Below are 242 nucleotides of genomic sequence, written 5' to 3' on the forward strand. Positions count from 1 at the left end.
GTCTGAAATTATGAAATCTTCATTAGTATTGCTTCGAATGAGGAACCCTACCTTTCCGCTAATTGCCTCCATTTGAGATTTAAAATATTTATATGATGAAAGTGATGATTCTCTAACATCATTTTCCGTTGGTATTTCTAAATCTAAATCCCATTCTTTCTCTGAAAATTGTCGCATTAACTGTTCAGAAACACTCATTGCTTGACAGTTCTAGACAAGGAAAAATTACTTAGCGTTGTAGT

The 242-nt window shown here is 33.1% G+C and carries 1 protein-coding gene; it reads right to left on the reverse strand.

All coding sequences use genetic code 11. From position 1 onward, the window contains the following. Positions 1 to 198, reverse strand: a 198-nt coding sequence (locus AAEY99_RS21660) for a hypothetical protein (RefSeq protein WP_351012019.1), incomplete at its 3' end; no start/stop codon positions are given. Positions 199 to 242 lie beyond the last annotated feature (44 nt).

Source organism: Shewanella sp. S1-58-MNA-CIBAN-0166, assembly GCF_040310085.1.
GTDB lineage: Bacteria > Pseudomonadota > Gammaproteobacteria > Enterobacterales > Shewanellaceae > Shewanella.